The following is a 22,841-nucleotide window of genomic DNA, read 5'->3' as shown; positions in this document are numbered from 1 at the left end:
CGGGGTCAGTCCCTGCCGCGGATCTCGCGGATCACCGCGGACGCGTCGAGGTGACCCTCGGTCGAGGCGAGCGCCGCGAACACCGCGTCGGCGCGGCCCGAGACAGGTAGCTCGACCCCGGCCTCCTCGGCGGCGGTCAGGGCGAGGCGGAGGTCCTTGCTCATGAGCGCGGCGGCGAAGTTGGCCCGGTAGCCGTTGTCGGCGGCCGAGCCCTCGACGAGGCCGGGCCAGGGGCAGAAGTTGCGGAGCGCCCAGCTGTCGCCGGAGGAGCTGCTGACGATGTCGTAGAGGCTGCTGGCGTCCAGACCGAGGCGCTCGGCGAGGACGAAGGCCTCGGCGACGGCCGTCATCGTGGTCCCGAAGAGCATGTTGTTGCAGATCTTGGCGGCCTGCCCCGCACCGGCGGCGCCGGTGTGGACGATGTTCGCCCCCATCGCCTTGAGGTACGGGGCGGCGAGCGCGAAGGCGTGCGGGGTGCCGCCGACCATGAACGTGAGCGTGCCCGCCCTGGCCTTGGCCACGCCGCCGGATACCGGGGCGTCCACCATGGGCAGCCCGCGGTCGGTCAGCGCCTCGTGGACGGCGCGCGCGCTCTGGATGTCGATGGTCGACGAGTCGATCAGGAGAGTGCCGGGGCCGACGTGCGCGAGCACGCCGTCCTCGCCGAGGACCACGTCCTGCACGTGCCGCCCGGTCGGCAGCATCGTGACGACGACCTCGGCCTTCGTGACGGCGTGCGCGACGGAGCCGGCGATGGCGACTTTGGCCTCGCGGGCGGCCACGACGGCGTCGGCCGAGAGATCGAAGCCGTACACCTCGTGCCCGGCGGCCACGAGGTTGGCGGCCATGGGGCCGCCCATGTTGCCGAGACCGATGAATCCGACGGTCGTCATCGTGCTACCTCCGGGAATCGTGGAGTTCGTGTCGGGGTGTTGGCGTCCAAGGTCGGACCTGCACACCTGCACGAGCAAGAGGCACTTCGGCACAGGTAGTGTGCAGATATGCACAGCTACGGAAAGGTCAACCTCGACGACCTGCGCTTTTTCCTCGCGCTGGCCCGCCATGGGCGCATGGTCGCGGCCGGGGAACGGCTCGGCGTCGAGCACACCACGGTCTCCCGTCGGGTGGCCGCCCTGGAGAAGGCCGTCGGCCACCGGCTCTTCGAGCGGACGCCCACGGGCTGGACCATGACCGGAGCCGGGCGACGGCTGCTGCCGCACGCCGAGCGGATCGAGGCGGAGGCGGTCCTGGCGTTCACCGACGCGGACGACGAGAGCCGCCCGGTCTCGGGTCTCGTACGGCTCATCGCCACGGACGCGGCGGGTTCGCTGCTCGTCACGCCGGCGCTCGCGCCGCTCCATGCCCGGCACCCGCGCATCGACCTGGAACTGGTCACGACCAGCGCGCTGATCAGCCACCAGACGGGCCAGTTCGACGTGGCCGTCACGCTGCACCGGCCGGAGCTGCCCCGGATGCACGCCAGACCGCTCGGCACGTACGCGATGCGGCTGTACGCGTCCCCCGGCTATCTGCGGGAGCGGGCACCCATCCGTACCCCCGACGACCTCGCCGAACACGAGATGGTCTGGTACATCGAGTCGCTGCTCGACCTGCCCGAGCTGCGGGTCTTCCACCAGGTCTCCGAGACGGCCGCCTTCGCCTTCCGCAGCAGCAGCGTGTTCGCTCAGCTGGAGGCGGTCGCCGCCGGGATGGGCGTCGGCCTGCTGCCGGCCTTCCTCGCCGAGAGCGACCCCCGGGTCGTCCCCGTCCTCGCGGCGGAGCTCGAGGTCACGCGCACGTTCTGGATGATCGTGCCGTCCGCCCTGCTCAACGTGGAGCGCGTACGGATCGTGTGCGAGCACCTGACGGAGTGGTTCGAGGAGCGGGCGGACGTGTTGCACCCCCGCTGAAGAGTTCCCTCTCTATCCGGAGGTACTGGTCCCTCCGCTTCGCCCTCAGCATGAGCGCATGAGCGACACATCCATGAACGGACGGTGACTCCATGCTGACCACCAACCTCACCGAGGACCAGCTGGCCATCGTCGAGACCACGCTGGACTTCGCGCAGGAACACCTCGCCCCGCGGGCCGACGCCTGGGACCAGCAGAAACACTTTCCCGTCGACGTCCTGCGCAAGGCCGCCGAACTCGGCCTCGGCGGTGTGTACGTGGGGGAGGAGTGGGGCGGCTCCGGCCTCACCCGCTCCGACGGCGTCCTCGTCTTCGAAGCACTCGCCGTCGGCTGCCCCACCATCGCGGGCTACCTCTCCATCCACAACATGGTCGCCTGGATGATCGACCGCTTCGGCGACGACACCCAGCGCGCACGTTGGCTGCCCGGCCTGTGCTCCATGGACGCCCTCGGCAGCTACTGCCTCACCGAGCCCGGTGCGGGATCCGATGCCGCCGCACTGCGTACCCGTGCTGAACGGGACGGCGACCACTACGTCCTGACGGGCGTGAAGCAGTTCATCTCCGGTGCGGGCGCCACCGACGTCTACATCGTCATGGCCCGCACCGGCGAGGACGGACCTGGCGGAATCACTGCCTTCGTCGTCGAACGCGACGACGCGGGGCTGTCGTTCGGGCCCAACGAGAAGAAGATGGGCTGGAACGCCCAGCCCACCCGCCAGGTGATCCTGGACGGCGTCCGCATCCCCGCCGACCGCAGGATCGGCGGCGAGGGCGACGGGTTCCGCATCGCCATGAAGGGACTCAACGGCGGCCGGCTCGGCATTGCCGCCTGCTCCCTGGGCGGGGCCCAGAGCGCCCTAGACCGCAGCCGCGCCTACCTCTCCGACCGCGAGGCCTTCGGCGCCCCACTCATCGAGTCCTCCGCGCTCCAGTTCCGCCTCGCAGACATGGCCACCGAACTCGCGGCCGCCCGCGCCCTGGTCCGGCAGGCGGCCGGCGCCGTCGACCGAGAGGACCCCCAGGCCCCCCAACTGTGCGCCATGGCCAAACAGTTCGCCACCGACACCGGCTTCGCCGTCGCCGACCGCGCGCTCCAGCTGCACGGCGGATACGGCTACCTGAGCGAGTACGGCATCGAGAAGATCGTCCGTGACCTCCGGGTCCACCAGATCCTCGAAGGATCCAACGAGATCATGCGCCTCATCGTCGCCCGGAGTCTGATCGGAGCCGCCCGATGACCGGCCCCGCGTCCCCCCGGATCACCGACGACTCCGTCCTCGTGGAGGTCCGGGGCCGCACCGGATACCTCACCCTCAACCGCCCCAAGGCCCTCAACGCCCTGAGTCACATCATGGCGCGCCGCATCGACGACGCGCTGACCGCATGGGAGACCGATCCCCGGATCGACACCGTGGTGATCAGCGGGGCGGGGGAACGGGGACTCTGCGCGGGCGGTGATATCCGCTCCATCCACGACGACGCCCGCAGCGGCGGGATGGCCTCGGCGGACTTCTGGTACGACGAGTACCGGCTCAACGCCAGGATCGCGCGCTACCCCAAGCCGTACGTCGCACTGATGGACGGGATCGTCATGGGCGGCGGCGTCGGGATCTCCGCCCACGGCAGCGTGCGCGTGGCCACCGAGCGTTCCCGGATCGCGATGCCGGAGACGGGCATCGGCTTCGTCCCCGACGTCGGCGGCACCTACCTGCTCTCCCGTGCCCCCGGAGAGCTCGGCACCCATCTGGCGCTCACCGGCGCACCCATCGGCGCCGCCGACGCCCGACTCTGCGGCCTGGTCGACTGCTTCGTCCCGTCGCAGCGGCTGCCCGACCTCGTCGCGGCACTCAGCTACACGCCCGCGAACGAGGCGGTCGGCCGTTACGCCGCCGAGCCGCCGCCCGGTGAACTGGCCGACCAGCGCGACTGGATCGACGAGTGTTATGCCGCCGACACCGTGGAGGAGATCGTCCGCAGGCTGCTCGACACCGGCGTCGCCGCCGCCAAGGAGGCCGCCGGAACGATCCACACCAAGTCGCCGACCGCGGTCAAGGTCACCCTCGCCGCCCTGCGAAGCGCGCGTGAACTCGACTCCCTGGAAAGGGCCCTGGAGCAGGAGTACCGCATCGCCTGCGCCGCCCTCTCCTCCCCGGACCTGGTGGAGGGAATCCGTGCCCAGGTCATCGACAAGGACCGCGACCCCCACTGGTCCCCGCGCACGCTCGCCGAGGTGACGGACGCCGACGTGGCCCGCTTCTTCAGGCCGCTGGGCCGGCATGACCTCTCCTTCGCCGAAGAGATCGGAGCACAGTCATGACGGACACCGCCGCCACGCCGTACGAGACCATCCTCGTCGAACGCAAGGGCAGGACCGCCCGGCTCACGCTCAACCGGCCCAAGGCGCTCAACGCCCTCAACCTCCAGGTCATGGAGGAGGTCGTGGCCGCCACCGAGGCCCTGGACCGCGACCCGGAGATCGGCTGCATCGTGCTCACCGGCTCCGCCAAGGCCTTCGCCGCCGGCGCCGACATCAAGGAGATGCAGCCCCAGGGGTACATGGACATGTACCTCAGTGACTGGTTCGGGGCCTGGGACCGGCTCGGGCGGGTCCGTACCCCGACCGTCGCGGCGGTCTCCGGGTACGCCCTGGGCGGCGGCTGCGAACTCGCCATGCTCTGCGACATCCTGCTCGCCGCGGACACGGCCGTCTTCGGCCAGCCCGAGATCAAGCTCGGCGTGATCCCCGGCATCGGCGGATCCCAGCGCCTTACGCGTGCCGTGGGCAAGGCGAAGGCCATGGAGCTGTGTCTGACCGGCCGCACGATGGACGCGGCGGAGGCCGAACGCGCCGGCCTGGTCTCCCGCGTCGTCCCCGCCGACCAGCTGCTCTCCGAGGCCCTCGCGGTCGCCGAGACGGTCGCGGGCATGTCGAAGCCCGTCGCCATGATGGCCAAGGAAGCCGTCGACCGCGCCTTCGAGACGACCCTCGCCGAAGGGGTGCGGTTCGAACGCCGCCTGTTCCACGCGGTGTTCGCCACCGCCGACCAGAAGGAAGGCATGGCGGCCTTCGCGGAGAAGCGCCCGTCCACGTTCACGCACCGCTGAAAGGAACAGCGCTATGAAGATCGTTGTCTGTGTGAAGTACGTGCCCGACGCCACCGGCGACCGGAAGTTCGCCGATGACCTGACCGTCGACCGCGAGAACGTCGACGGCCTGCTCTCGGAGCTCGACGAGTATGCGGTCGAGCAGGCGCTCCAGATCGCCGAAGAGGCGGACGACGCCGAGGTCACCGTGCTCACGGTCGGCCTCGAGGACGCCAAGGAAGCGCTCCGCAAGGCGCTCTCCATGGGCGCCGACAAGGCGATCCATATCGAGGACGACGACCTGCACGGCACCGACGCCCTCGGCACCTCCCTGGTCCTTGCCAAGGCGATCGAGAAGGCCGGCTACGACCTGGTCATCTCGGGGATGGCGTCCACGGACGGCGCGATGGGCATCCTCCCGGCCCTCCTGGCCGAGCGCCTGGGTGTCCCGCAGGTCACCCTGCTCTCCGAGGTCGAGGTCGAGGTCGAGGTCGAGGGCGGGCTGGTGAAGGGCCGCCGTGACGGTGACACCGCCTCCGAACAGCTGCAGGCCTCCCTCCCGGCCGTCGTCTCCGTGACGGACCAGTCGGGCGAGGCCCGTTACCCGTCCTTCAAGGGCATCATGGCCGCCAAGAAGAAGCCGGTGGAGTCCTGGAACCTGTCCGACCTCGACATCGAGGCCGAGGAGGTCGGCCTGGAAGGCGCGTGGACGGCGGTCGACTCGGCCGCCGAGCGTCCGGCTCGCACTGCGGGCACCGTTGTCACCGACGAGGGCGTGGGCGGCAAGCAGCTGGCCGAGTTCCTCGCGGGCCAGAAGTTCGTCTGAGATCCCAGGAGTCGATGTCCCATGACTGAAGTCCTCGTCTACGTCGACCACGTCGACGGAGCCGTCCGCAAGCCCACCCTTGAGCTGCTGACCCTCGCCCGCCGTCTCGGCGAGCCAGTCGCCGTCGCGCTGGGCAACGGCGCCGCCGACACCGCCGCCGCGCTCGCCGAGCACGGGGCGACCCGGGTGCTGACCCACGAGGCGTCCGAGTACGCCGAGTACCTCGTCGTCCCGAAGGTCGACGCCCTCCAGGCCGTGTACGAGGCCGTCTCCCCATCCGCTGTGCTGATCCCGTCCTCCGCCGAGGGCAAGGAGATCGCCGCGCGTCTGGCGCTGCGCATCGGTTCGGGCGTCATCACGGACGCCGTGGACGTGGAGGCCGGCGACGGCGGCCCGGTAGCGACACAATCGGCCTTCGCCGCGTCGTACATCACCAAGTCCCGTGTCTCCAAGGGCACCCCGGTCATCACCGTCAAGCCGAACTCGGCCCCGGTCAAGGCCGCCCCGGCCGCCGGCGCCGTCGAGGCCCTCACGGTCTCCTTCGGCGCGATGGCCACCTGCACCAAGGTCACCGCGCGCACCCCACGCGAGTCCACCGGCCGCCCGGACTTGACCGAGGCCGCGATCGTGGTCGCCGGCGGCCGAGGTGTCAACGGCGACTTCACCGCCGTGGAGGCACTGGCCGACGCGCTCGGCGCGGCCGTGGGGGCCTCGCGAGCCGCGGTCGACGCCGGCTGGTACCCGCACTCCCACCAGGTCGGCCAGACCGGCAAGTCGGTCTCGCCGCAGCTGTACATCGCCGCCGGCATCTCCGGCGCGATCCAGCACCGCGCGGGCATGCAGACCTCGAAGACCATCGTCGCCGTCAACAAGGACGCCGAGGCCCCGATCTTCGACCTCGTCGACTACGGCGTTGTCGGCGACCTCCTCGACGTCGTCCCGCAGCTCACCGAGGAGATCAGGACCCGTAAGGGCTGATCCGCCGCCCTCAGGCCCGAGGCCCCCTGCTCCAGGAGCAGGGGGCCTCGGCGTTGGGGGTGCTCTCGGGGTCAGCCCTTGAGGTCGGGGAAGTCCGACTCCCAGTACTCGTTCGGGCGGCGCCGCTCGTCGCGCTGCTGCTCCTGCCCGCGCAGCTCGACCCGCCGGATCTTCCCGGAGATGGTCTTGGGAAGGTCGGCGAACTCCAGGCGGCGGATGCGCTTGTAGGCGCTGAGCCGGTCGCGGGTGAACCGCAGGATGTCGCGGGCGAGCTCCGGGCTCGGCTCGTGGTCGCCGGTGAGGATCACGAACGCCTTGGGGACGGCAAGCCGCACCGGGTCCGGCGAGGGCACCACGGCGGCCTCGGCGACCGCCGAGTGCTCGATCAGGACGCTCTCCAGCTCGAACGGTGAGATCCGGTAGTCGCTCGCCTTGAACACGTCGTCGGCGCGGCCCACGTACGTGACGTAGCCGTCGGCGTCCTGCGAGGCGACGTCCCCGGTGCGGTAGAAGCCGCCGCGCATGGCCTCGGCGGTGCGCTCGTCGTCGTCGCGATAGCCGCGCATCAGGCCGGCCGGGCGGCGGGCCAGGTCGAGGCCGATCTCGCCCTCCCCGGCCGGATTGCCCTCCGGGTCGAGAAGCGCGATGCGGTAGCCGGGCAGCGGGCGGCCCATCGAACCGGGCTTGAGCGGCTGACCGGGGGTGTTGCCGATCTGGGCGGTCGTCTCGGTCTGTCCGAAGCCGTCACGGATGGTGAGGCTCCAGGCCTTGCGGACCTGGTCGATGACCTCCGGGTTGAGGGGCTCCCCGGCGCCGACCAGCTCGCGCAGCTTGACGTCGTACTTCTCCAGGTCCGTCTGGATGAGCATGCGCCACACCGTGGGAGGGGCGCACATGGTGGTTACCTCGCAGCGGACCAGCACGTCGAGCAGCTGGGTGGCGTCGAAGCGGCCGTAGTTGAACACGAGCACCGTGGCCTCGGCGTTCCACGGCGCGAACAGGTTGCTCCAGGCATGCTTCGCCCAGCCGGGGGACGAGATGTTCAGGTGCACGTCGCCGGGCTGGAGCCCGATCCAGTACATGGTGGACAGATGCCCGATCGGATACGAGGTGTGGCTGTGCTCCACCAGCTTCGGCTTCGAGGTCGTCCCCGAGGTGAAGTACAGCAGCATCGGGTCGTCCGCCGGCGTCTCGCCGTCCGGCGTGAAGTCCTCCGAGGCCGTGTCGACCGCCGCGTACGACATCCAGCCCTCGGGCGCGCCCGGTCCCACGGCGATCCGCAGGTCCGCCCCCGGCAGACCCGCGAAGCGCTCCGTGACGTCCTCGGCGGCGATCACGGCACGCACCTGGCCGCGATCCAGCCGGTCCGCCAGATCGTCGGGGCTGAGCAGCAGCGTGGCCGGGATGACCACGACCCCGAGCTTTATCGCGCCGAGCATGACCTCCCACAGCTCGGGGACGTTGCCCAGCATGACAAGCACTCGGTCCCCGCGCCGCAGGCCGAGGGCCCTCAGATGGTTGGCCACCTGGTTCGAGCGCCGGGACAGCTCGGCGAACGTGCGTGTCTGCTCGCCGCTGTCCTCGTCCACGACCCACAATGCGCGCCGGTCGTTGCCGTCGGCGATACGGTCGAAGTAGTCCAGGGCCCAGTTGAACGTCGTCGGCCGCGGCCACTCGAACTCGCGGCGTGCGGCGTCGTAGTCGACCCGGTGACGCAGGAGCACCTCGCGGGCGGAAAAGAAGTCATCGACCGAGCCCATGGCCCATCTCCTTGATGTTTCGGTACTGTCACCCCGATATTTCATCCCCCTGGTCCGTTCCGGTTCCTCCAGGTGGAGAGGAGAGTTCATCAACGTGGTACATGTTTCCGCAGGACAGACCGTGCGACTGCTCATCGTCGACGACCATCCAGTGGTCTGCGACGGAGTCCGCTCGCTCGTCCGCGACGCCCCTGACCTGGAGGTCGTGGGCTCGGCCCGTATGGCGCGCGAAGGGGTCGAGCTGGCCGCGGCGCTCCGTCCGGACGTCGTCCTTCTCGACCTCAGGCTCCCGGACATGCTCGGGAGCGAGGCGCTGCCGCGTGTGCTGGCCGTCTCGCCGGCCACCCGTGTTGTGATCTTCACCGCATTCGAGGACCACGCGGCGCTCGACGCGGCGATGTCGGCCGGCGCCCATGGCTGTCTGCTCAAGGACGTCACCCACACGGACCTCGTGGAGCAGTTGCGGCGCATCGCCGCGGGAGTCCGGGTGGTCGACCCGCGCCTGATGGAGTCGGGCGGGGCGATGCTCCAGGCCCGCCTGTTCCAACTGTCGCTGAGCCGACGCGAGTACGAGGTCGTACGGCTCGCCGCGACCGGCAAGACCAACCCCGAGATCGCCGAGGATCTCGGCCTGGCCCGCAACACCATCAAGACGTACCTTCAGACGGCCATGCAGAAGCTGGGCGCCCGTAACCGGGTCGAGGCTGTACGGCGGGCCCGGGAGGAGCATCTGCTCTGACCGGGGGCGGCTGGTCGTCGGCCCCGGTCGGTACCGGCGGGGCTACCCCGCCGATACGCCATTGCCGTCAGGACACCGACGGGCGCGGGAGCGGGACATCGCACCGCAGGGTTGTGCCGTCATCCTCCAGCACCAGCCGCAGCGAGCCGCCCAGCCGCCCCACCCTGGTGCGCAGGGCGGGCAGGCCGACGCCGGTGCCAGTCGTCGCCGGACCATCCTCCGCCGCCGCGGAACCGCCCCTCGCCCGACCCTCCGGCGTCTCGTCCGGTTCCGGGTGGCCCACGCCGTCGTCCATGACCGCGATGCTCACCCGGTCGTCGTAGGCGGCGAGGGTGACCACCACGGACCGGGCCCGTGCGTGCTTCTCCACGTTGAGCAGCGCCTCGTCCACCGCGCGGACCAGGACCGCCCGTCGCTCGGGGTCCAGCTCCGGCGTACGCCCGACCGGTACGAAGCTTGCGGGGATGCTCGTACGAAGCTGAAAGCTGTGCACGGACCCCGCGACATCGGCCGCGAGGCGGCCGGGGTCACGCTCGGACCGTGCGTCGTGCAGCCGGGATACGGACTCGCGCAGCGTGCTGCCCGCGAGCGACAGCTGGTGCTCGATCACGGCGAGCCGCTGGGCCACGTACGGTGTCTCGCGCGCCTCGGTCTGCAACTGGCGCAACGAGGAGCCGATGCCGAACAACATCGCGCCCACGCTGTCGTGCAGCGACTCGGCGATGCGCCGCCGCTCCGCGGCCACCGAGGTGTCGGCGAGCGTGGCCGCGCCGTCGGCCACGTCCACCGCGAGGGTCGCGAGGCGGGACATCCGCCCCAGTGCATCGACGGTCCTGTCACTGATCTCCGTCGCGTTCCGCTGGGCACCGTAGATCACACCCCGTGCCGTCCCACTGCCGATCGGCAGGCCGACCATGCCCGTGACCCGCTCCCGGCTGACCTGGGAGTCGAAATCATGGGTGATCCGGTCGGAGCGGCAGTAGTCGCCGACGACCACCGGCCGGCCGACGGCGGCCACCCGGCCGCCCACGCCGAGCCCCAGGGGAATGGGCAGGTCGTGGAGGGCGTCGAACTGGGTTCCCGCCCAGATGCGCAACACCAGGTCACGGTCCTCGACCAGTCCGGCGAGGGCGATGTCGAAGCCGTGCTCGTGGCGTATGCGGTCGGCTAGGGCGCGCAGCACCGCGTGTGTGTCGAGGAGGCTGAGCCGCTGCTCACGCTCCGTGTCCAGATGGAAGAGCCGGTCCAGCCCTTCCAGGACCTCCTGCTCGCGCTCACCGTGACCGCTCATGTCGGAGCCCTTCTCGTAGGGGCATGGTACGTGGGGGCCCGCCTCGACAGCCAGAGGCGCCCACGGCGGTTCGCCAGCCACCTTGGCGTGGCGCAGGTCACAGCACCACCTCCAGACGGAGATGCGGTTCCCCCAGGGGCTGTGGCCGGTCCGGGAGCGTTGCCCGTGGGCGCCATACGTGATCTTCTCTGCGGGCCGCGGTCGCCAGGTATCGGCGAACTGCGTCGGTGGTCCGGTCCGGAGGCCGAGGAGTTCGCCCTTGCGGAGTCCGGTGCGCAGTGCGAGTTCGTACAGCGCGTGCAGCCGGTCGTTGTTGGCCTTGTAGAGGAACTGCCGGGCTTCGGAGGCGGTGAGAGGCTGGAAGCGTCTGGGGCGGGGCGTGGCGGTCTTGACGTTCCGGGCGACATTGCGTGGCAGCTCGTCCTCGCGGACGGCTTGTTTCAGGGCGGATTTGAGGACCGCGTGGACGTACGTCACGGTCAGCGGGGACAGGCGCTTTTCGCAGCACTGTCCGATGGCGCAGCAGGACCGCCGGACGGAGTCTCGTTCCTGGGCGCAGCGTTGGCAGGTGGTGCGGAGCCCGTCGAGGAAGGTGGGGACGTCGCGGGTGGTGAGCTGGGCGAGCTTCTTGGTGCCGAGGCCGAGGCCGGGGTTGAGGTGGAGGTGGATGGAGGCGGCGTAGCGGGTGTGGGTGTTCTCCCGTAAGTGGTGAACGGCGACGCCGTCCAGCCAGTACGCAGGGAGATCCGGGTGTCCTTTCAACCGGACACGTCGTTGTCCACAGAGACCTCTCTGTCCACAGGGGGCTGGGAGCTTTGACGGGGACGGTGTCACGATTGCCTTATGCGCATATTTTCAGGGAGGGGATCGAGGTCATGAGCGCAGGGCTGAACAGAGTGAGTGAAGCGCTGTCGGAGTCGGACGCATACACGGTTCTGGCCGGCGCATGGGATGCGCTGGACCTCGCGGGCCGTCTGGCGGACGCCATCGCTTGGGACGAGGGGAGCGACGAATTGCAGGCGCTCATCGTTGCGCAGGAATGCGTCACCGCCCGGGATCTGCTGCCTGTGCCGGAGACGGGCGTTCCCCTCAACCTGGCAGAGATCGAGCCCGGAACGGCCGGTCTTGCTCCCTACATCGGTCTGCTCGATCGGACCCATGGGGCGCTTGTTCGCCTCGCCTCGGCCGGGGACAGCAGCTCAGGCGCGCAGAGCCGCCTGAGCGAGGCGGCCCGACACGCATCCGCCGCGCGGGAGGCTCTCACGACGGTCCGGGAGCAGTAGTGGCCACTCTGGGAGAGCTCTTCGATACAGCCGGCGCGAATCTGCGAGCCGCGGCCGAGCAGCCCGTCACGTCTGACCGGGCAGCCGTAAGCCGCCTCTTAGACCAGTTCCTGGCGGACCTGGCGGCGGGGCTCAGCGTCATCGACGACGCCTCGCCGGCGAGCGACCTCGGCTTCCACCTTGCCCAGGCCCGAGACGCCTTGCAGACAGCCCAGCGACTGCTGCCATCCCCGTCGGCGATCGCGTCCGACTCGGCGGGGGACGGCATCTCGGGTGCGACCGCAGCTGTGAACGCGGTGCGTGATCTCATCGAGAGCCATCACGGGCCCGACCGGGCCCCGCTGACCGCTTACGCCTACGCGTTCAGTACCCGTCCCGCTCGCGAATACCTCGCCCGACGGTCCGCCGAACTGGCGTGGGAGGCAAACCGGATCGCTATCGTCCTGGGCAGGGGCGCCGAGGACCCCGGCGTTGAAGCAGCCTTCGCCGATGTCCGGTCATCGCTGGCCAAGGCTGCGGTATTCGGCCGGGAGGGGACCCGGAACGCCGACTGGGGGATCGCGGCCTTCTCGCTCGCATTGCCCGTCGAGCCGGTCCAGGCGCACGGCAGCGACGACACCCGGGATGTCCCCGAGCGCCTGGCTGAGGACTGCGACCGGTTGTCCCGGGTCGCGTTCGACACCCTGCACGACCGATCCGGTCACCGGCTGAGCGGATCGGACCTGCAACAGCTGTCCCGCTGGACAGCGATGGGACGCCTGCTGTCGGGCCGATTGCTGTTGCACGTCGCCGAGCAGCTCCCAGACCCGGCGGTCGCTGCAGTTCAGCGGGAGGCAGCCGGGGCCCTGCGGAGTTCCGCACAGGCGTGGCAGCAGTCTGCGGCCGCGTGGCATCGGATTGTGGACCTGGCCGACCCACGGGCCCATCCCAAACTGCCGCCGCCCAGCTATGACATCGTCCGTCGCGGCCAGGTGGTCCGCCTGCCACAGGTCGTCCCCCATCCGGCCACCGTGATCGCCCACACGTCGGCCGTGAGGGTGGGCCAGCTGCTGTTCGGTGCGCAGTGGCGACCGGACGGAGCAGGACGCCCCGAAGCGCGGCCGGTCCGCGACATCCTGGACGACGTGCGGGGTGTGGGCGCTCTGGCGGCAGTGCTGTACCGGCTGCCTGCCACCGGGTGGCAGCTGGCCGCCGCCACGCCACTGGCGGTGAAGCGGGCGCAGAGCGGACTGGTCACCGATTCCGTCGAGCACCGACCCGGCCCCGACCATCCGGGACAGCGGCGCTTCTACCCCGTTCACCACCGACAACTGGACTCGCTGACCGACACGTACCGGACCGTGATGCCCGCCGAGCAGATCGCTGCGGCAGCACTGCTGGAGACGGCACGCCAGGGCGGAGCCACCGTCCCGCGAGCTCTCCTCGATGCCGCGGCGCACCGCAACATCGCGGCACAGCAGCAATGGGGCCATGCGCAAGCGCCGCGTCCCGCCGTACGAGCGGGGATCCCCGGGCTGCGCACGCAGCCGTCCGCACGGCGTGGAGGATCCCGTGTGTAGCTCTTGCCTGGCAGATTCGTCCCCTGCAGATCGGCCGGATCGTGCGTCGCAGGGCGGCGTTTCTGCCGGCCGGAGCAGGCATGGTGGGGGATGCACAGGCTTACGAAATCAAATAGGGCCATCCTTCACGCCCAGTAGCCCAATGAGCTGTGGCCCTACAACCGCCTCGTGTGGGTGATGTCCCATGCGCTGCACGCACTTCTGCGAGGGAGAGCCGTTGACCCTGGCATGCGAAGGATCATGTGTATGACAGTCGGTGTCGTACTACTCGTGTCGGCCCCGATGCTCGCGGAGGCCCACAGCAAGGCCAGCTCGGTGGAGACTCACCGATGTACCCGGAGTAAGGACTACTGCATCGTCATCGAATACACCGAGGCGTCGCCCCACCGGGTGCCGCTGATCATCGCCCACAAGGTGTCGGGCAAGAAGGGGTACGCCTACTGGGCCCGGTGGACGTACAGGAAGTCCGGAGGGGCCCGAAGGCCAGCCGATGGAAGAAGTCCAGCTGGACCGGCGACAACGGCAGGGCACCCGGGGTTGCAGTGGAGACCCTGTGGGGCCACAGCGGACGGGCGGGCGTGCCAAAGCTGACCAAGGGGACGGTCTGTACCCAGTTCAAGGGCTCGAAGCAGAAGGCATGCTTCCGGCTCGACTGACGCGGCGACCTACCATCGTTCGCCCTCCACGGACCGCCCACACTGCTTTGGCCGGGACACACGCCTTCACGCTGAATTCGCAGACCACTTGTGATCGAAGGTCGCGTGCACGGCCGAGCGAGTCCCTACATTGTCCGTTCCGCAGGATGCGCTCAGAGATACGGCTCGCCTCCACGAGTCCGGCCCGCGTCATCGTCCGCGCCGATCCCGTGTCGAGGGGGAGCGGGCCCCCACACCCGGTGCCGGCCCAGGTCCTTGAACCCGCACGCGAGGAGCAGGCGGACGGTTTCGATTCCGTAGCCGACGCCCCACGCGCCGGAGCGCAGCACGAGGCTGAACGTGGCGCCAGGGGGCTGGTCCGGGTCGTCGACTCGACGAGCTGCGTGGCGCGTACCGTCCCACCTGGGCTGTTCGTACGGGCACCGGCGGCTCGTCGCCGCGAACCTCCAGGAGTGCACCCGGCTCGACACGCTCGGCTGTCAGCAGCCGCGTTGCTCGGCCTCGGCCGGGACGGTGACGGGATGGTCGGACCGGTGCCGAGACGGCGGCGCATCGTGATCGCGACCGTATGCGTGCCGTCCGGAGTGCTCGAGGGAACCCCCTTCGTCCTCCCGGATATCCGGGAAGGACGAAGGGCGCCGGGAAGCTGTCGTCTGCCATGGGGATGCCAGTTGGTTCTGCCACTGGCATGTCAGTGGTTCTGCCATGAGGCGTGTCAGTAGGTAGGCGTCTCGTCGGAGTCGAGGAGGCGGAGGCCGTACTGGACGTCGTCGGCGAGGACGGCGGTGTCACTCTTGGTGTGCACGAGGAGGCCGGGGTCGATGACGCCCGCAGTGGCGGTGGCCCACTCCGGTGAGTCCCGGTCGTCCGGGGAGACGCTTCCGTCGTGGTGCGCGTGGAAGAGCACCGCGGCGTCGAGGTCGGTGAGGACGTCGCGCTCCAGGGGCTGGCGTGGGTTGCGCCAGGTCAGGTTGTGGTGGGCGGGGTGGAGCCAGGTCATCTGCTGGTCGGTGAGGACGTCGTTGCGCGGGCTCAGGGTGAAGTGGTGGGGTGCCGCGCGGCGGAGGGCGTGCGGGCCACCGAGGTCGGGGCGGGCCCAGGCGTGGGCGAGGGCGTCGGTGGTGCGGTCGTAGGTCCAGCGCAGCGACTCGGCGAGGTAGTCCGCGGTGAGCGGGCGGCCGGCGTGGGCGAGCGCGTTGAGTACGGCGGTCGCGTCCGCGTCGGCTCCGGGGTCCTCGGGTGGGCACTGGGTGTCGTGGTAGCGGGGCAGGCCGTAGACGGCTTCGGTGTACGGGGTGAGGTCGGCAGGGTGGAGGTCCACGATGCTCAGGCGGCAGGTCCGTACGGCGGCCGGGTTCTTGCCCGCGCCAGCCAGGACATCCCATCCGTCTTCTTCGGAGGGAATCCCCGTCTTCAGGCGGGGAGGGAATCCGATCCTGAACCCTGCGGCGCGGAGCGCCGCAGTTTCGCTCCGGAGTGCCTCGCCCGCGGAGCCGCGCTCAGTCGGGCCGCTTCTGGTTCTCGATGTAGTCCTTCACCACCTGGAGTGGTGCGCCGCCGCATGATCCGGCGAAGTAGGAGCCGGACCAGAAGCGGCCGTGCATGGTTGCGCGGTTGATGCGGTCGGGGAACTCGGCGCGCAGGTACCGTGAGCTGACGCCCTTGAGGCTGTTGACCAGGCTGGAGAGGGCGACTTTCGGGGGGTAGTGCACGAGCAGGTGCACGTGGCCTTCTTCGCCGTTGAACTCGATCAGATCCGTCCCGAAGTCGGTACAGACGTTCCGCATGATCTCCTCGCAGCGCGTCAGCATCTCGTCATTGAAGACGTTGCACCGATATTTGGTGACGAACACCAAGTGTGCGTGAAGGTTGTAAACTACGTGACGGCCGCGCCGCACATCGGGGTTGGGTTCCCAGCGTGGTGACATGCGCCAAGTCTAGTGCGGTCGATGGAATCGACGCGGAGGAGGTGGGCTGGATGATCCGTGCATACAAGTTCCTCATGCGGCCCACCGCCCGGCAGGAACAAGCGCTCGGTGAGATGCTGCGCGATCACGGTTCCCTCTATAACGGGGCATTGCAGGAACGCCGCGACGCCTACCGGCACGCCTCGAAGACGACGGTCCGGTACGGGCAGCAGTCCGTGCAGCTCAAGGAGATCCGGGCATGCGACCCGGAGCGTCAGGGCCGCTGGTCGTTCTCCTCGCAGCAGGCCACCCTGCGCCGGCTGGACAAGGCGTTCGCCGCGTTCTTCCGGCGCATCAAGGCCGGGGACAAGCCGGGCTGTCCGCGCTTTAGGGGGATCGGCCGCTTCGACACGGTGGACTTCCCCAAGGACGGTGACGGCTGCCGGTGGGACTCCACCGCGCATGACCCGGTCACCCGCGTCCGCTTTCAGGGCATCGGGCACGTCAAGGTGCACCAGCACCGGCCGGTGGTCGGCCATGTCAAGACCGTCTCGGTCAAGCGTGAGGGCAAGCGCTGGTATGTGATCCTGACCGCTGAGCGGCCCCGGCCCGAGCCGCTGCCCGCGACCGGCAGCGTGGTCGGCATCGACCTGGGCATTGCCAACTTCCTCGCCGACTCGAACGGCGAGTTCGTGCCCAACCCGCGTCACGGGCGAAAGGCCGCAGCGAAGCTCGAAGCAGCTCAGCAGGCACTGAGCAGGTGCAAGCGCGGAAGCAAGCGCCGCCGCAAGACCGTGGAGAAGGTCGCTACCCTGCACCGCAAGGTGCGCCGCCAACGGCTCGACCACGCCCACAAGACCGCCCTCGACCTCGTACGCGAACACGACCTCATCGCGCACGAAGACCTCAAGATCCGCAACATGAGCAAGGCCCCCGAACCGAAGCCCGACCCCGACCAGCCGGGCAGCTTCCTGCCCAACGGGGCAGCGGCCAAGGCCGGGCTCAACCGCTCGATATCGGATGCCGGCTGGGGGGTGTTCCTCGCGATCCTGAACGCAAAGGCTGAGAGCGCCGGGCGGGAAGTGATGGCCGTGGACCCCCGCAACACCTCCCGGCGATGCCCCGAATGCGGGCACACCGCCAAGGAGAACCGGCCCACCCAGGAGACGTTCCACTGCGTCTCGTGCGGCCACAGCGCGCACGCGGACACCGTCGGTGCTCTCAACGTTCTACGGGCCGGGCTGGTCCGTCGCGAAGCCCAACCGGCATAGCGAGAAGCCACCCCGTTCACGGGGTGGAGGAGTCAGTACGCCCGACATGGGCAGCAGCTAAAGGGTGAAAGTCCCGACGAGAAGAGGTGAGACTAACTCGCTAGCCGAACGGCAAGGGCGTCATCGCGAGGTGGGGTCCGAAGGAAGCCGGAGGCAAAACCGGGTACCGATGTACAAGAACCGCATTTGAGGCTAGGCGTCTTGGGCAAGGTGGCTGACTGCATCGAAGCCCGTTCTCACCAAGAAAGACGCAGAGTATATGCGGCGGCGATCCGGGGAAAGTTGCTGTTCTTATTCGGGGAGGTCTGCCCGGGTGTCACCTGTAACGGTGTGTCGGCCGCGATTGTGACGACCGATGCCAGCAATGGCACTGGTTTGCCGGACAGAAGTCAGCAGAGGTCATAGTACCGAGACGGGAAGGCAGTAGGCCGACAAGGACTCGGGAAGGGCCGAACGTTTAGCGGATTGGAAGAAGGGTGTCTGCTCGCGCAGGTCACGATGACCGCCGTAAATCTGCCCCGGCAGACCCTGGGGTGACGGGGTCGGTGCATACGACCGCCCAGCCCAAGGGGCGCAGTGACCAGCCGGCGCTACACGCGGACAACAATCACCGCGAGGTCTCCCTCTGGGAGACGGTGTTCTCGAAGGAGAACCTTCTCGCGGCGCTCAGGCGCGTCGAAGCAAACCGGGGTGCCCCCGGCGTTGATGGGATGACGACGGATGAACTCCGGCCATGGATCGCCCAGAACTGGCCCAAGGTATGGGCTGAGCTCGATGCGGGGACATATAAGCCCGCTCCTGTCCGTCGGGTGACCATCCCTAAGCCGAATGGTGGGGAGCGGATGCTAGGTGTCCCACGGGTGCTGGATCGCTTGATCCAGCAGGCAATTGCGCAGGCCCTCGTGCCCGTCTTCGATCCCCACTTCTCTGGGGCGTCGTTCGGGTTCCGACCAGGGCGTTCGGCCCACCAAGCCGTAAGGGTTGGTCGCCGGGCCGTCCAGGACAGAAACCGTTGGGCCGTGGACCTGGACCTCGACAAGTTCTTCGACCGAGTGAATCACGATGCGCTTATGGCGCGGGTGGCTCGCCGGGTGAGGGACAGAAAGGTCCTGAAGTTGATTCGGCGGTACCTGGAAGCCGGGATTATGAGCGACGGCGTGATGGTGAGGAACGAGGAAGGGACCCCGCAGGGTTCCCCTTTGTCCCCGTTGCTGTCGAACATCATGCTGGACGACCTTGACCGCGAACTCTTCAAACGCGGACACCGGTTCGTGAGGTACGCGGACGATGTGATGATTTTCGTCCGGTCCGAGCGAGCGGCGCAGCGGACCCTCGCCTCGGTCACGGCCTTCATTGAGAAGACCTTGAAACTGAGGGTGAATCGTGAGAAGTCGAAGGCGTGCCCCATCTGGTGGACGTCACTCCTGGGATTCGGGTACTACCTCGCCAAAGGGCAGGTGAAGATCCGGGTGGACCGGAAGGCCGTGAGACGGCTAAAGTCCACCGTTCGGCGAGTCACCTCCCGGACGTGGGGCGTATCGATGGCCCACAGGATGGACAAACTCAACCGTTTCTCGGTCGGCTGGGTGGCCTACTTCAGTCTCTCCGACAGCCTTCGGGTTTTCGAGGAGATTGATCACTGGACCCGCCGCAGGCTACGGCAGGCCCAGTGGGTGCAGTGGAAGACCAGTCAGCGCAAGAACTCCATGCTCCAGAAGCTCGGTTACGAATTTGGAGACCAGGAGCAAGGCGTTGCAGTGCAACGCAAGCGATACTGGCGGGCCTCCCACCTGAAACCACTGGAAATCGCTATGAATAAAGCCTATTGGGATGCGCAGGGCTACAAGTCGTTCAAGGGCTCGTGGTCCCGCCTGAAGCTCGCCTGAGATCAGCTGGACGAACCGCCGGATGCGGGCCCGCATGTCCGGTGGTGTGGGGGGCGGGCCGGGCAAACCGGCCCGCCTACCCGATCACCAGGTCGTAGGAGGACCGCACCGGGTTGGGGCAGACGACGATCCGATCCGCGGCCTCCAGCGCAGCCAGTCGGCGGGAGAGGTACGGGTCATCGTTGGCGTCGACCACGACGCGCACAGTGCGGTGCGGTTCGGGTGGCCGGGCGGCGGGGGCGTCGGCCTGCGCGGCGGCGGGCCGGGTCTCGGTCACTGGAGGCCGCCGCCGAGGAGGGCGTAGGCGTTGTGCACGGTGGCCTCGTCGACGGTGGTGATGCCCTGGTCCACGCACAGGGAGGCGGCGGTGTGGGTGAAGACCGCCCAGTCGCGCATGGTGCCGTGGCCGTACGAGCTGTCCACCTCCGCGAGCAGCTCGGCGTCCGCCTCGGCGTAGATCGGGTGGTAGCGGCGCATGAGGGCGGGGACCTTGATGGGGTCGAGCGGGGAGAAGGGCAGGCGGCGGAAGACGCGCGAGCGGAGCATCGGCTCGCGGGAGAGGACTTCCCAGCAGCCGTCACCGCCGACGTAGAGCAGGGCGAAGCGGGTCTTGGGGTGGTCGTGGAGGTGGCGCAGCAGCTCGATGCAGTCGCCGGTCAGCCGCTGGGCCTCGTCCACGACGACCAGGCGCATCGGGGTAGCGAGCAGGCCGACCAGCTTGGTGGTGAGGTCGAAGCGGTTGCGGGAGGAGGGGTTCTCCGTGCCGGTGAGCTCGCGCAGCAGCTGGTCGGCGATCATGCGCATGGTCGGGCGGGCGGGGAAGGTCAGCACGCACAAGCGCGGCCGTGCCAGGGGTTCGAGCGCGTCGAGGGCTTCGAGGGCGGCCTCGACGGCGAAAGTCTTGCCGGTGCCGGCCGGGCCGTGGACAACGCCAGTGACGGCGTGCGCAACGAGGTCGTGGACGATCCGGGCGGTCATCTGGAAGTGGCCGTTGGGCAGGGCGGCGGCCCCGGTCAGGTCGACGAAGTGGCGCGGCATCAGCTCTCCGGGTCGGCGGTGGGGTCGATCAGTCCGAGCAGGCTGGTGCTGGCCCTGGCGGCGAGCGCCTGGTCGCGCTCGCGCTGGGTACGGGAGCGGCCGTCACCGGCGGGCACCAGACGGGACTCCGCGGCCGGGGTGCCGTCGCCGGTCATCGGCGCGAGGGTGCGCCGGGCCTGCCGGGAGGTGCGGCGCCGCTCCCTCCGTCCGAGGCGTTCGGCCTCCGCGCGGGCGTGCTCGCGGAAGGCTTCGGTCTGTTCGGGGGTGAGCTGCGCGGTCGGGTAAGCGGTGCACAGGTGCTCGGTCCCCAGGTAAACCTCGATGGTCCGGTCGTCGTGCGGCTGTACCGGATCTGGACCCGCTGTCCGCCACGCCCGTCCAGCTCGGGCGCGACGTAGGCCAGGCCCTGGAAGTTGATGCCGTCCTTCTGCACGATCCGTGTCGCCCCGGCGAGCATGAGGTGGCGTAGCTGGTCGGCGTCGATGCGCCGCAGCGGTGCTGGGGGTCTCGCCGTTCTAGCCGTGCGTGGGCGGGTAAAACGCTAGGGAGCCACTCACATGAGACACGGAAATGTGTCTGGAGAACCGTCGAATTTCGGTTATGCGCTGTTGAACTGTCCGCGAGTACTGTCCGGCCTCATGTCGATCACGGGATGGCGGGCGCACTTCACTCGCCGGGAGGCGGCGTGGCCACGCGAGTCAACGCCGCTCATGTGGGAGTTCGCCGAGCTCTTTGCGTAGTTGGACGAGAAGCTTGACGAGGGCATGGTATCGGAGGGGCAGCCGTTCTTGATCGGGCCGACCGGCGAGTACGACGTGCCGCACTCGACGATTTTATCGCCCGCCAGGTCGAGTACTGCCTGTCGGCTGGCCCTGGTTGGTTCGTTCAAGATCCAGCGCAGTTCTCGTTGCCGAGGGCCCAGGTCTTGATGTCGCGGTATTGGATCGGTCCACGGCTACGGCCGACGTTGCTGCCGACCAGGTGCAGACGTTCGGCAGGCCATTGGCGGCCGGTGAATCCGGCGAGCCCTTCGGCGATTTCTCCTGCCGAGGAGCGGTCTCCTCGGCGGGCACGGGCCAACGTTAGATGGGGGCGCAGGGGCCGGTCCTCGAAGGCGACACCGCAGCTCTTGACTGCGGTTCGTACATCGGCGGCGGGGTCTGTAAAGTTAACGGTGGTTCTGGAGTTGTTAGTGGGTCAGCGGCGGGCGGCGGAGAGCCGACCGTCGAAGGTGATCTCGAAGGCGTTGAGTGCGGCCTTCCATCGCTGTGACCAGCGTTTGCGACCCTGCCCCGTCGGGTCCAGGCTCATGACGGCCATGTAGACGCACTTGATCGCTGCCTGCTCGTTCGGGAAATGTCCGCGGGAGCGGACGGCCTTGCGGATGCGCGCATTGACCGACTCGATGGCGTTCGTCGTGCACACAACTCGCCTTATTTCTGTGTCGAATTGGAGAAACGGCACGAACTCGGCCCAGGCGTTCTCCCACAGCCTCACGATCGCTGGATACTTCCCGCCCCAGGCGTCACTGAACTCCAGGAACCGTTCCGTGGCGGCGTCCTCGGTCGGGGCTGTGTAGACCGGCTTGAGCGCCTTCGAGATCTTGTCCCAGTCCTGCCGGGCCGCGTAACGGAACGACGCCCGCAGCAGGTGAACGACACAAGTCTGCGTGATCGCCTGCGGCCAGACCGCCCCGATCGCGTCCGGGAGACCCTTGAGGCCGTCGCAGACGACCATGCAGACGTCTTCGGTGCCGCGGTTCTTGATCTCGGTCAGCACCTGGAGCCAGTACTTGGCGCCCTCGCCGCCGTCGCCGGCCCACAGCCCGAGGATCTCGCGGGTACCCTCGACGGTGACCGCCAGGACCACGTAGATCGGCCTGTTGGCCACCTTCCCGTCGCGCAGCTTCACGTGCACGCAGTCAATGAACAGGACCGGGTAAACCGAGTCGAGGGGCCGGTTCTGCCATTCGTTCATGCCGTCGATCACCTTGTCCGTGATCGTGGAGATGGTCGTCTTGGAGACTTCGGCGCCGTAGACCTCCGCGAGATGGGCGGAGATCTCCCCGTGGGTCAGGCCGCGGGCCGACAGCGAGAGCACCATCTCATCGACGCCGGTCAGCCGGCGCTGGCGCTTCTTGACGATCTGCGGCTCGAAACTGCCCGCCCGGTCCCGAGGGACCTCGATCTCGACCGGCCCGACCTCGGTCACCACGGTCTTCGAACGAGTGCCGTTACGGGTGTTGCCATCGGCGGCCCTCTCATGCTTCTCGTGGCCGAGATGATCGGTGATCTCACCCTCGAGAGCGGACTCCAAGAGCCTCTTCGTCAGCTGCTACAGCAGCCCGCCCTCACCGGTCAACTGGATCCCGCCAGCCTTCGCGCGGTCCACCAGTTGCCCGATCAACTGGTCATCCAGGGCCTCCGGCATCCCAGCGGGCTGCACTTCCTCGACGGCCTCAGCCGAGACGATCACGTCTGTCATCAGGTGTCACTTCCTGTTCGAAGATCCACCGTTGACCGTACAGACCCGGAATTAGCCACCAAGATCGCGCAGGGCTGCAAGCTCTCCTCCGGGGATCGTATCGCGGTCGAAGGGAACTGACATTCGAAATCACATGAGTTGGAGAGCGCGGGGCCCGGCACGCACA

Annotated in this window: 22 protein-coding genes and 3 pseudogenes; 12 read left to right on the top strand and 13 right to left on the bottom strand. The window is 68.8% G+C overall.

Annotated elements, in window-relative coordinates; all coding sequences use genetic code 11:
* Nucleotides 1-5 precede the first annotated feature (5 nt).
* Entirely contained in the window at nucleotides 6-893 is an 888-nt protein-coding gene (gene mmsB, locus OG395_RS06710; RefSeq protein WP_327242058.1) for a 3-hydroxyisobutyrate dehydrogenase, read from the bottom strand.
* 108 nt (nucleotides 894-1,001) lie between these two features.
* On the opposite strand from mmsB, the gene OG395_RS06705 reads away from it, so the two are divergent.
* From OG395_RS06705 to OG395_RS06680, 6 genes are all read left to right on the top strand, one after another.
* The gene (locus tag OG395_RS06705) at nucleotides 1,002-1,910 is read left to right on the top strand and encodes a LysR family transcriptional regulator (RefSeq protein WP_327242057.1); all 909 of its coding nucleotides are present in this window, start codon (nucleotides 1,002-1,004) and stop codon (nucleotides 1,908-1,910) included.
* Between the two features lie 92 nt (nucleotides 1,911-2,002).
* On the top strand, nucleotides 2,003-3,151 hold the full coding sequence (locus tag OG395_RS06700) for an acyl-CoA dehydrogenase family protein (RefSeq protein WP_327242056.1): 1,149 nt from the start codon (nucleotides 2,003-2,005) through the stop codon (nucleotides 3,149-3,151).
* Entirely contained in the window at nucleotides 3,148-4,230 is a 1,083-nt protein-coding gene (locus OG395_RS06695) for an enoyl-CoA hydratase/isomerase family protein (RefSeq protein WP_327242055.1), read from the top strand. The genes OG395_RS06700 and OG395_RS06695 overlap by 4 nt, the downstream gene beginning before the upstream one ends.
* Complete coding sequence (locus OG395_RS06690; protein WP_327242054.1) at nucleotides 4,227-5,018, top strand: enoyl-CoA hydratase; 792 nt, start codon at nucleotides 4,227-4,229, stop codon at nucleotides 5,016-5,018. The genes OG395_RS06695 and OG395_RS06690 overlap by 4 nt, the downstream gene beginning before the upstream one ends.
* A 13-nt stretch (nucleotides 5,019-5,031) precedes the next feature.
* Nucleotides 5,032-5,823 (top strand): electron transfer flavoprotein subunit beta/FixA family protein, encoded by a 792-nt coding sequence (locus OG395_RS06685; RefSeq protein WP_327242053.1) that lies wholly within the window; start codon nucleotides 5,032-5,034, stop codon nucleotides 5,821-5,823.
* Between the two features lie 21 nt (nucleotides 5,824-5,844).
* Nucleotides 5,845-6,801, top strand: a complete 957-nt coding sequence (locus OG395_RS06680; protein ID WP_327242052.1) for an electron transfer flavoprotein subunit alpha/FixB family protein — start codon at nucleotides 5,845-5,847, stop codon at nucleotides 6,799-6,801.
* A gap of 71 nt (nucleotides 6,802-6,872) precedes the next feature.
* On the opposite strand, the gene OG395_RS06675 is transcribed toward OG395_RS06680, so the two are convergent.
* Nucleotides 6,873-8,561 carry an AMP-binding protein gene (locus OG395_RS06675; protein ID WP_327242051.1) on the bottom strand — a complete coding sequence of 563 codons (1,689 nt, stop codon included), beginning with the start codon at nucleotides 8,559-8,561 and terminating at the stop codon, nucleotides 6,873-6,875.
* A gap of 121 nt (nucleotides 8,562-8,682) precedes the next feature.
* On the opposite strand from OG395_RS06675, the gene OG395_RS06670 reads away from it, so the two are divergent.
* The gene (locus tag OG395_RS06670; RefSeq protein ID WP_327242050.1) at nucleotides 8,683-9,300 is read left to right on the top strand and encodes a response regulator transcription factor; all 618 of its coding nucleotides are present in this window, start codon (nucleotides 8,683-8,685) and stop codon (nucleotides 9,298-9,300) included.
* A 67-nt stretch (nucleotides 9,301-9,367) separates the two neighbouring features.
* Here the strand turns inward: OG395_RS06670 and OG395_RS58130 are convergent, their stop codons facing one another.
* Together OG395_RS58130 and OG395_RS06660 are read right to left on the bottom strand one after the other, a co-directional pair.
* Nucleotides 9,368-10,111: a sensor histidine kinase gene (locus OG395_RS58130; RefSeq protein WP_442818739.1), complete on the bottom strand. Its 744-nt coding sequence runs from the start codon at nucleotides 10,109-10,111 to the stop codon at nucleotides 9,368-9,370.
* Nucleotides 10,112-10,828: 717 nt separating this feature from the next.
* Nucleotides 10,829-11,338: pseudogene (locus OG395_RS06660) on the bottom strand (site-specific integrase); the annotation flags it as partial.
* 128 nt (nucleotides 11,339-11,466) lie between these two features.
* Between OG395_RS06660 and OG395_RS06655 the strand changes: the two are divergent.
* From OG395_RS06655 to OG395_RS06645, 3 genes are all read left to right on the top strand, one after another.
* Nucleotides 11,467-11,874, top strand: a complete 408-nt coding sequence (locus OG395_RS06655; protein WP_327242049.1) for a hypothetical protein — start codon at nucleotides 11,467-11,469, stop codon at nucleotides 11,872-11,874.
* Nucleotides 11,874-13,433, top strand: a complete 1,560-nt coding sequence (locus OG395_RS06650) for a hypothetical protein (RefSeq protein ID WP_327242048.1) — start codon at nucleotides 11,874-11,876, stop codon at nucleotides 13,431-13,433. Before OG395_RS06655 ends, OG395_RS06650 begins: the two co-directional genes overlap by 1 nt.
* A gap of 449 nt (nucleotides 13,434-13,882) precedes the next feature.
* Complete coding sequence (locus tag OG395_RS06645; RefSeq protein ID WP_327242047.1) at nucleotides 13,883-14,089, top strand: hypothetical protein; 207 nt, start codon at nucleotides 13,883-13,885, stop codon at nucleotides 14,087-14,089.
* A 152-nt stretch (nucleotides 14,090-14,241) separates the two neighbouring features.
* On the opposite strand, the gene OG395_RS58125 is transcribed toward OG395_RS06645, so the two are convergent.
* The 3 genes from OG395_RS58125 to tnpA form a co-directional block, all read right to left on the bottom strand.
* Nucleotides 14,242-14,547, bottom strand: a complete 306-nt coding sequence (locus tag OG395_RS58125; RefSeq protein ID WP_442818738.1) for a GNAT family N-acetyltransferase — start codon at nucleotides 14,545-14,547, stop codon at nucleotides 14,242-14,244.
* 257 nt (nucleotides 14,548-14,804) lie between these two features.
* On the bottom strand, nucleotides 14,805-15,410 hold the full coding sequence (locus OG395_RS06640) for a hypothetical protein (RefSeq protein WP_327242046.1): 606 nt from the start codon (nucleotides 15,408-15,410) through the stop codon (nucleotides 14,805-14,807).
* Between the two features lie 178 nt (nucleotides 15,411-15,588).
* On the bottom strand, nucleotides 15,589-16,017 hold the full coding sequence (gene tnpA / locus OG395_RS06635) for an IS200/IS605 family transposase (protein ID WP_327241271.1): 429 nt from the start codon (nucleotides 16,015-16,017) through the stop codon (nucleotides 15,589-15,591).
* Nucleotides 16,018-16,067: 50 nt separating this feature from the next.
* Between tnpA and OG395_RS06630 the strand changes: the two genes are divergently transcribed.
* Nucleotides 16,068-17,267: an RNA-guided endonuclease InsQ/TnpB family protein gene (locus OG395_RS06630; protein WP_327242045.1), complete on the top strand. Its 1,200-nt coding sequence runs from the start codon at nucleotides 16,068-16,070 to the stop codon at nucleotides 17,265-17,267.
* A gap of 545 nt (nucleotides 17,268-17,812) precedes the next feature.
* Nucleotides 17,813-19,153, top strand: a complete 1,341-nt coding sequence (gene ltrA, locus OG395_RS06625) for a group II intron reverse transcriptase/maturase (protein WP_327242044.1) — start codon at nucleotides 17,813-17,815, stop codon at nucleotides 19,151-19,153.
* 76 nt (nucleotides 19,154-19,229) lie between these two features.
* Here the strand turns inward: ltrA and OG395_RS06620 are convergent, their stop codons facing one another.
* The 6 genes and pseudogenes from OG395_RS06620 to OG395_RS06600 all read right to left on the bottom strand — a co-directional run bounded on the left by OG395_RS06620 (nucleotide 19,230) and on the right by OG395_RS06600 (nucleotide 22,621).
* Nucleotides 19,230-19,430, bottom strand: coding sequence for a hypothetical protein (locus OG395_RS06620; RefSeq protein WP_327242043.1), 201 nt, complete (start codon nucleotides 19,428-19,430; stop codon nucleotides 19,230-19,232).
* Entirely contained in the window at nucleotides 19,427-20,191 is a 765-nt protein-coding gene (locus OG395_RS06615) for an AAA family ATPase (protein WP_327242042.1), read from the bottom strand. Before OG395_RS06615 ends, OG395_RS06620 begins: the two co-directional genes overlap by 4 nt.
* Complete coding sequence (locus OG395_RS06610) at nucleotides 20,191-20,346, bottom strand: hypothetical protein (RefSeq protein WP_327242041.1); 156 nt, start codon at nucleotides 20,344-20,346, stop codon at nucleotides 20,191-20,193. The genes OG395_RS06615 and OG395_RS06610 overlap by 1 nt, the downstream gene beginning before the upstream one ends.
* Nucleotides 20,343-20,648, bottom strand: coding sequence for a Mu transposase C-terminal domain-containing protein (locus OG395_RS58120; RefSeq protein WP_442818520.1), 306 nt, complete (start codon nucleotides 20,646-20,648; stop codon nucleotides 20,343-20,345). Before OG395_RS58120 ends, OG395_RS06610 begins: the two co-directional genes overlap by 4 nt.
* Nucleotides 20,649-21,076: 428 nt before the next feature.
* A pseudogene (locus tag OG395_RS06605) lies at nucleotides 21,077-21,346 on the bottom strand (2'-5' RNA ligase family protein); the annotation flags it as partial.
* A gap of 42 nt (nucleotides 21,347-21,388) precedes the next feature.
* Nucleotides 21,389-22,621, bottom strand: a pseudogene (locus OG395_RS06600) (IS256 family transposase).
* Nucleotides 22,622-22,841 lie beyond the last annotated feature (220 nt).

The organism is Streptomyces sp. NBC_01320 (genome assembly GCF_035974375.1).
Classification (GTDB): Bacteria; Actinomycetota; Actinomycetes; order Streptomycetales; family Streptomycetaceae; genus Streptomyces; species Streptomyces yanii.
The sequence above is the reverse complement of the archived record's forward strand: the minus strand, read 5'-3'. Positions and strand labels throughout refer to the sequence as shown.

What these genes read in the sequence shown, in the direction of transcription:
- mmsB (WP_327242058.1), bottom strand. Translation starts at nt 893, where the DNA reads ATGACGACCGTCGGATTCATCGGTCTCGGCAACATGGGCGGCCCCATG.
- OG395_RS06705 (WP_327242057.1), top strand. Translation starts at nt 1,002, where the DNA reads ATGCACAGCTACGGAAAGGTCAACCTCGACGACCTGCGCTTTTTCCTC.
- OG395_RS06700 (WP_327242056.1), top strand. Translation starts at nt 2,003, where the DNA reads ATGCTGACCACCAACCTCACCGAGGACCAGCTGGCCATCGTCGAGACC.
- OG395_RS06695 (WP_327242055.1), top strand. Translation starts at nt 3,148, where the DNA reads ATGACCGGCCCCGCGTCCCCCCGGATCACCGACGACTCCGTCCTCGTG.
- OG395_RS06690 (WP_327242054.1), top strand. Translation starts at nt 4,227, where the DNA reads ATGACGGACACCGCCGCCACGCCGTACGAGACCATCCTCGTCGAACGC.
- OG395_RS06685 (WP_327242053.1), top strand. Translation starts at nt 5,032, where the DNA reads ATGAAGATCGTTGTCTGTGTGAAGTACGTGCCCGACGCCACCGGCGAC.
- OG395_RS06680 (WP_327242052.1), top strand. Translation starts at nt 5,845, where the DNA reads ATGACTGAAGTCCTCGTCTACGTCGACCACGTCGACGGAGCCGTCCGC.
- OG395_RS06675 (WP_327242051.1), bottom strand. Translation starts at nt 8,561, where the DNA reads ATGGGCTCGGTCGATGACTTCTTTTCCGCCCGCGAGGTGCTCCTGCGT.
- OG395_RS58130 (WP_442818739.1), bottom strand. Translation starts at nt 10,111, where the DNA reads ATGTCCCGCCTCGCGACCCTCGCGGTGGACGTGGCCGACGGCGCGGCC.
- OG395_RS06655 (WP_327242049.1), top strand. Translation starts at nt 11,467, where the DNA reads ATGAGCGCAGGGCTGAACAGAGTGAGTGAAGCGCTGTCGGAGTCGGAC.
- tnpA (WP_327241271.1), bottom strand. Translation starts at nt 16,017, where the DNA reads ATGTCACCACGCTGGGAACCCAACCCCGATGTGCGGCGCGGCCGTCAC.
- OG395_RS06630 (WP_327242045.1), top strand. Translation starts at nt 16,068, where the DNA reads ATGATCCGTGCATACAAGTTCCTCATGCGGCCCACCGCCCGGCAGGAA.
- OG395_RS06615 (WP_327242042.1), bottom strand. Translation starts at nt 20,191, where the DNA reads ATGCCGCGCCACTTCGTCGACCTGACCGGGGCCGCCGCCCTGCCCAAC.
- OG395_RS06610 (WP_327242041.1), bottom strand. Translation starts at nt 20,346, where the DNA reads ATGACCGGCGACGGCACCCCGGCCGCGGAGTCCCGTCTGGTGCCCGCC.
- OG395_RS58120 (WP_442818520.1), bottom strand. Translation starts at nt 20,648, where the DNA reads ATGCTCGCCGGGGCGACACGGATCGTGCAGAAGGACGGCATCAACTTC.